Source organism: Leisingera sp. MMG026, from assembly GCF_021654205.1.
Taxonomy (GTDB): domain Bacteria; phylum Pseudomonadota; class Alphaproteobacteria; order Rhodobacterales; family Rhodobacteraceae; genus Leisingera.
This window is the reverse complement of sequence record NZ_JAKFZM010000102.1, coordinates 1-3,570: the sequence shown is the minus strand read 5'-3', so window position 1 is coordinate 3,570 and position 3,570 is coordinate 1. Positions and strand designations below refer to the sequence as shown.

General features: G+C 58.8%; 3 protein-coding genes. All 3 read left to right on the top strand.

What is annotated here, in order from left to right; genetic code table 11:
• The first annotated feature begins 669 nt into the window (after positions 1-669).
• A complete protein-coding gene (locus L1069_RS23540) occupies positions 670-1,800 on the top strand; it encodes an RNA ligase RtcB family protein (RefSeq protein WP_237457265.1) in 1,131 nt (376 codons plus the stop codon).
• Positions 1,797-2,432: a peptide chain release factor-like protein gene (locus L1069_RS23535; RefSeq protein ID WP_237457264.1), complete on the top strand. Its 636-nt coding sequence runs from the start codon at positions 1,797-1,799 to the stop codon at positions 2,430-2,432. Before L1069_RS23540 ends, L1069_RS23535 begins: the two co-directional genes overlap by 4 nt.
• A 620-nt stretch (positions 2,433-3,052) precedes the next feature.
• Positions 3,053-3,570, top strand: a 518-nt coding sequence (locus tag L1069_RS23530; RefSeq protein WP_237457263.1) for a class I SAM-dependent methyltransferase, incomplete at its 3' end; no start/stop codon positions are given.

Sequence of the window (3,570 nt, the reverse complement as noted above, 5' to 3'; positions counted from 1 at the left end):
GAGTAAGGCCACCACATCTATAGTGTGATGCGACCTCCATCCATTCACCCCAGGGCTGCACTGGTATCCCAAGGTGGAATACCTTACTCCTTGGAAAGATACCTTGGAGTACTTGAAAATTACGCTAGCCGATAGGAACCTTGTTTGGGGAGCTCATCAAGGCCAGCAACCCTCAACTCTGGCTGTGTAAACAGGCTGGACATACGACGGTACTGACGGGCCGCCGCGATCACCGCAGAAAACGCATGCAACGCAGCCGCCACCCACACATGCCGTTCGCAGTACCCAGCTAAGCAGCGACGCAGCTTCACCAAATCGGCCAATCAAGTGTGGTGCAGCATCAACTGCATGGCATGGGCGGTTCCGAAGAGACCCGGCAAGTGGCAAACAGCCATCTGCCGTCACATCTTGGGTAAGCCTCCCTGTCGCGTGATTGCATCACCGTCCCAGATTTTGAGATCAAGGACTTCCGGGAGCGGCATCTGCGGCTTATCCATTCCCAACTTTTCATCCGCAACAGACAGGAGGGTAAGCCATGACCGTAACCATCAACACTTCCCTTCCGCAGGATCTGACGCGGTTCTGATCCCCAATTCGGGGTTTCCCAACATCGTGCCGATCCATCCGCGACCCTCTCGGGCCGCTTCTATTGCTATGGAAAGATGAACGATGGGCAATCCCATTTCCGGGGAACGGAGCGCCGCGTGCGCCCGTATCTCCAAATTCTACAATCGTGCGGCTTGGATCGACGGGCGTGCAGAAGAGCAACTTGAACAGGTGGCTGGCTGGCCGGGCATGACGGCCGTCGCCGGATTTCCGGATCTGCATCCAGGCCGCTTCGGCCCCGTTGGTGCAGCTTTTCTGGCCGACCGGATCTGGCCCCAGCTTGTCGGGCCGGATATCGGCTGCGGTATGGCTTTGTTCCGCCTCGATCTGCCTCGGCGCCGGCTCAAACTCGACAAGGCCGCTCGGCGGCTGGCTGTACTGGAAGACGGGGCTGATCTTCATCAGGCGCTTGCAGCACTGGATGCAGCTGGCCTGACGGGACTGATCGGTCCAGAAGCACTCGGCACCATCGGCGGCGGCAACCATTTCTGCGAAGTGCAGGTGGTCGGCGAAGTCATGGATCACACCCGTACTGACCTGCAAAAAGATGATCTGTGCCTGCTGGTGCATTCCGGTTCGCGCGGGCGCGGCGCCGGGATTTTTCAAGGGCTGGATGACAGCTGGAAACAGGGCTTCGCCGCGGAAAGCGATGCGGCGGCGCGCTATCTCGCCCTTCATGATGCGGCAACCCGCTGGGCGCGCGTGAATCGGGCGCTGATTGCTTCCTCTGCGTCTGAAGCGCTTGGCAGTGAGGCCCGGCTGATCTGCGACACGGTGCATAATCACGTCGTGCCGCATTCAGATAGCTGGCTGCATCGCAAAGGGGCGGCTTGCCCGGAGGGGGGCCTCGTTCCGCTCGCAGGGTCGCGCGAAGCGCCGAGCTATCTCCTGGAGGTGCCGGATACCGTATCCGAGGCGCTTGGCTCGGTCTCTCATGGGGCTGGCAGGAAGTATGACCGGTCCTCCATGCATGGGCGGATCCGCAAAACCCGCTCTGATCTGGCAGCCCTGACCCACACCCGTTTCGGCGGGCGCGTCATTTGCGGGGACCGCGATCTTTTGCTGGAAGAAGCCGGGCAGGCCTACAAAGACCCGGAACAGGTACTGCAGAACCTGGTGGGCTTTGGGATCGCAAACGCGGTGGCGCGTCTTCTGCCGCTTGTCACCTTCAAGACGATGGGAGGTGCGGCATGAGCGGCAGGGAAGCCCTTCTCTTGTCCAGCGGCAATGGTCCGGGTGAATGCCGTCAGGCTGTGGGCCATCTGTTGTCCTGGCTGGGGGCAAAGGCCACTCAATACGGAGTCGAACTCGATGTCGCGACAAGGGACGCCACACACGGCCCCGCCTCAGCGGTGGTGATCCTGAGCGGTGCTCGGGCTGTCGAATTGGCGTGCGCCGTTAAAGGTACAGTTCTTTGGCGGTGTCAGAGCGAGCTGCGCCCCGGGCATAAACGGAAGAACTGGTTTGTGCAGATTTTCCACCTGCCTGCGGCCACTGACGCAGTGCGGATTGATCCGGCCTCCGTGGAAATGCAGGCCATTCGCGCGGGAGGCCCTGGCGGCCAGCACCAGAACAAGACGTCGAGCGCGATCAGGGCGCGCTGGACCAGCGCCGATGGGCAAGTCTACGCCGTCGTCGTGCGCGACACCCGCTCGCAACACCAGAACCGCCGTCTGGCGATGGAACGGCTTGCCGCGCTAGCTGCTGCCGAGAAGGCAGAAGCCGATGCTACCCGCAAGGGCAAAACCTGGATGCTCCACGGACAACTTCAACGCGGTGAGCCGCGCTGGACCTTTGAAGGGAGACAATTCAAAGTGGTGAAATGACAGGAGGGGCAGCGTTTTGCTGCCTCTCCATCTGCTGAATGCACAACTCTTCCAGCCCATTTCCAGCCTTGGTAAAAGTACCCTGATGCTGCGGTTGCAGCCCGCGATCCGGCCATTCGCTGCGAGCGCAAATTCAAGAGCAACTCAAACTCACACTTCGCCGGACACAGCCGACTTTTACTCACGCCGCTATTGCTGCCGCAGAAAAATCTCGCCCTTGCGGCAGGGTTCTTGTGGCGACGCAGCGGATTTCCCAATTGCGGTCATTCATCGGTGTAAAATTCGGCCAAATCCAAACCGCCCGTTCGCCGCGACCGGGATCGACCATCGAGGAGCCGGACACAGCCGCCTCTTGCTTGCGCCGCTTTTGCTGACGCAGATAATGCTCGCACCTGCTGCACGCAATTTGTTGCGCCGCAGCGGATTTCCCGATTGCGGTCATTCAACTCTGCCAAATCTGGCGGAACTCAAGCCTGATCGAAAAGGCGCTCGCACTCTGTTCAGCGCATCACTTTCTGCGTCAGCAACACGTTGTTTTTCAACAGAATCAGCCCAAAGCGGACTCCAAAGCCTGCATGTGTTACCCTTTAATTTATTCAAATCACTCATAGGGCGAGACTATGCGGGACAAATGGAGCGATGGCGACGCCTACGAAATGTACGTCGGCCGATGGAGCAGGAAAACGGGCAAGAAGTTCTTATCCTGGCTCGACATTCCAGGCGGATTGCGATGGCTTGACCTTGGTTGCGGGACAGGTGCGCTTACATCGCAAATTCTGGAAGGTCACGACCCTGCGTCAGTTATCGGTGTCGAACCTTCAGATGGTTTCCTTACCCTCGCAGGAAAGAAAATTGACGACAAACGCGCAACCTTCAAGCAAGGGTCTGGCGAGAACATCCCGGTAAATGACTGTACAGTTGATGTGGCCGTGTTGGGCCTCGTTCTCAACTTTATCCCGGATAAGGAAAAGGCGTTAGCGGAGCTTGTCAGGTCTGTCGATAAAGGCGGAACCGTTGCCGCGTATGTTTGGGATTATTCGGGCCATGTTCAGTTTATGCGCTATTTTTGGGACGCAGCAATCGCGCTCGACCCTACCGCGCGTGACAAAGATGAAGGTGTCCGATTCCCGATTTGCCG

What these genes read in the sequence shown, in the direction of transcription:
- L1069_RS23540 (WP_237457265.1), top strand. Translation starts at nt 670, where the DNA reads ATGGGCAATCCCATTTCCGGGGAACGGAGCGCCGCGTGCGCCCGTATC.
- L1069_RS23535 (WP_237457264.1), top strand. Translation starts at nt 1,797, where the DNA reads ATGAGCGGCAGGGAAGCCCTTCTCTTGTCCAGCGGCAATGGTCCGGGT.